The sequence below is a fragment of the Methylobacterium litchii genome, assembly GCF_038442315.1.
Taxonomy (GTDB): Bacteria; Pseudomonadota; Alphaproteobacteria; order Rhizobiales; family Beijerinckiaceae; genus Methylobacterium; species Methylobacterium litchii.
On sequence record NZ_JBBXMY010000060.1, the window covers coordinates 1 to 525 of the forward strand.

Sequence of the window (525 nt, forward strand, 5' to 3'; positions counted from 1 at the left end):
AGATCTTCCGGCAGCTCGCCGCCCGGCTCGGCTACGAGGAGGAGAACTTCAAGTGGACCGACTCCGAGTGCCTTGAGCACTACGTCGACTGGAACGCGCCGGCCTGCGAGGGCATCGACCTCGCCTACATGCGCGAGCATGGCTTCGCTCGCCTGAAGGTCGGCACGCCGGACGACCGGGCGCCCCACCGCGAGGGCAACTTCCCGACGCCGACCGGCAAGTGCATGCTGAAGGTCGAGGGCGCCACGAACTTCGTCGCGCCGCCGTTCCGCCAGATGTACGAGGGCTTCCAGCCCGGCGAAGCCCTCGACCCGCTGCCCGATTACCTCGGCCCGCGCGAGTCGCACACGAACGACCCCGAGCTCGCCAAGCGTTTCCCGCTCAACATCGTCTCGCCGAAGAGCCACTACTTCCTGAACTCCTGCTACGCGAACATGGAGGACAAGCAGAAGGGCCAGGGCGAGCAGTTCGTGATGATCAGCGCCGAGGATGCGCGGGCGCGGGGCATCCTGGACGGGGACCGGG

At 67.6% G+C, this 525-nt stretch carries 1 protein-coding gene; it reads left to right on the plus strand.

Translation table 11 applies throughout. From position 1 onward, the window contains the following. Window positions 1–525, plus strand: a 525-nt coding sequence (locus tag AAHF99_RS27175; RefSeq protein ID WP_342167430.1) for a molybdopterin dinucleotide binding domain-containing protein, incomplete at both ends; no start/stop codon positions are given.